The sequence below is a fragment of the Mesorhizobium sp. M2A.F.Ca.ET.039.01.1.1 genome (assembly GCF_003998035.1).
Lineage (GTDB): Bacteria > Pseudomonadota > Alphaproteobacteria > Rhizobiales > Rhizobiaceae > Mesorhizobium.
In genome coordinates this window covers 1-1,955 of the sequence record NZ_RZRY01000955.1, presented here as the reverse complement: position 1 = coordinate 1,955, position 1,955 = coordinate 1, and the positions used below count along the sequence as shown (strand labels likewise).

The 1,955-nt window shown below is 65.4% G+C and carries 1 protein-coding gene and 1 pseudogene; both read left to right on the top strand.

Annotated elements, in window-relative coordinates:
* Nucleotides 1-889: pseudogene (locus EOA24_RS36035) on the top strand (cell division protein FtsZ); the annotation flags it as partial.
* Between the two features lie 354 nt (nt 890-1,243).
* A partial coding sequence (lpxC, locus tag EOA24_RS36030; protein ID WP_127410709.1) for a UDP-3-O-acyl-N-acetylglucosamine deacetylase occupies nt 1,244-1,955 on the top strand: 712 nt, incomplete at its 3' end.

Sequence of the window (1,955 nt, the reverse complement as noted above, 5' to 3'; positions counted from 1 at the left end):
CGCCAAGGGCCTGCTGATCTCGATCACCGGCGGCCGCGACCTCACGCTGTTCGAGGTGGACGAGGCCGCGACCCGCATCCGCGAGGAGGTTGACCAGGACGCCAACATTATCCTGGGCGCCACCTTCGACGAGGAGCTGGAAGGCGTGATCCGCGTGTCGGTCGTCGCCACCGGCATCGACAAGTCGGCCGCCGAAATCGCCGCGGCGCCGATCTCGATCCGCGCGCCGCAGAAGCCGGCCGCTCGCCCGGCGGCGGCTCCGGTCGCCGAAATCCGCCCCGCTCCGGTCCAGCCGCAGGCCTACGAGCCGCGCGCGGTCGACCCGGTCGCCGAGGCGATCCAGCTTGCCGAGGCAAACGCAGCCGCCATGGCGCAGCCGCGCCCCGCGCCGATCGACGACTTCCGGCCGCAGAGCAAGATCTTCCAGGCTCCGCCAGCCCAGCCGCAACCGCAGCCTCAGCCGGTGATGCAGCCGCAGGTCATGCAGCAGCCCGCGCCGCAGCGCGAGATGCCGCAGCCGGTGGCCGCCGCTCCGCAGCGTATGCCGCGCGTGGAGGATTTCCCGCCGGTGGTGAGGGCTGAGGTCGAAGCCAAGACCCGCCCGGCGGACCATGAGAACAGCGGTCCGATGGGGCTGATCAAGCGGCTGACCAACGGCCTGACCCGCCGCGAGGAAGAGCCGGCCCGGCTCCAGCCGGCGCAGCCGCGCGAACCGAAGCTGCGCCAGGCAGCGCCCGAGATGCGCCGCCTCGCCAGCCAGGATCCTGCGCTCTACGCGCCGCGCCGCGGCCAGCTCGACGACCAGGGCCGGCTGACACCGCAGGCCCGCACGGTCCAGGAAGATGATCAGCTGGAAATCCCGGCCTTCCTGCGCCGCCAGGCCAACTGAGCGATACGGCGCACCGCCGATCGTAACGATATATAACGGTTGTTAACAGGCAGACGAGAAATCGTCTGCCCGTTGCTTTTGCAAAATATATTAAAAACAATCGCTTACGATCTATTTTTAACACGATCCCGTGGTTACACGGGGTAAGAAACCGTGATTTGGAGTCTCCAGGGCGGGCCATTATCTTCCGCTCGGACTAAAGTCGGTTTGCCGGGATTCGGGGAGTAGCCCTGCCTGCCGATCACACAGAGCCGCAGCTCTTGCTTATTTTGCCGCATTCGATGCGAGCGCCAGACCGTTCAACTGGCTGCAAGATACCCAAGGCCGATGGAGCGGACGCAGGCATTTGGGCGTATGGGGTTACTCTTGCACGACTATCAGACCACAGTGAAATCGCGCGCGACGCTGACTGGCATCGGCGTCCATAGCGGCAAGACCGTCACCGTTCATTTCCTGCCGGCCGACGCCGATACGGGTATTGTCTTCCATCTTTCGAACGGCGGCGAAACCCGTGAGCTCCGCGCCCTGGTTGCGGAAGTCGGGGCCACCGATCTTTGCACCATGCTTGGCGATCCGGCCGGCGCACATATCGGCACCGTCGAGCATCTGATGGCGACGGTGTTCGGCCTCGGCATCGACAATCTCATCATCGAGATCGACGGCTCGGAAGTTCCGATACTCGACGGCAGCGCCATGGCGTTCGTCGAAGCCTTCGACCAGGCGGGTATCGAGACGCTGGCAGTGAAGCGCCGCTATATCCGCGTCGTCAAGCCGGTGCGCGTGGAAGCCGGCGCGTCCTGGGCGGAATTCCGCCCCTATGACGGCACGCGGTTCGAGGTCGAGATCGATTTCGAAAGCCCGGCCATCGGCCGCCAGCAATTCGCCTCCGATATCAACCCCGACATCTTCCGCCGCGACATCGCGCGTGCCCGCACCTTCGGCTTCATGAAGGATGTCGAGAGGCTTTGGGCCGCCGGCTACGCGCTCGGCTCGTCGCTCGAAAACTCGCTGGTTATCGGCGACGACAACCGCGTCATCAATGTCGGCGGGTTGCGCTATCCCAATG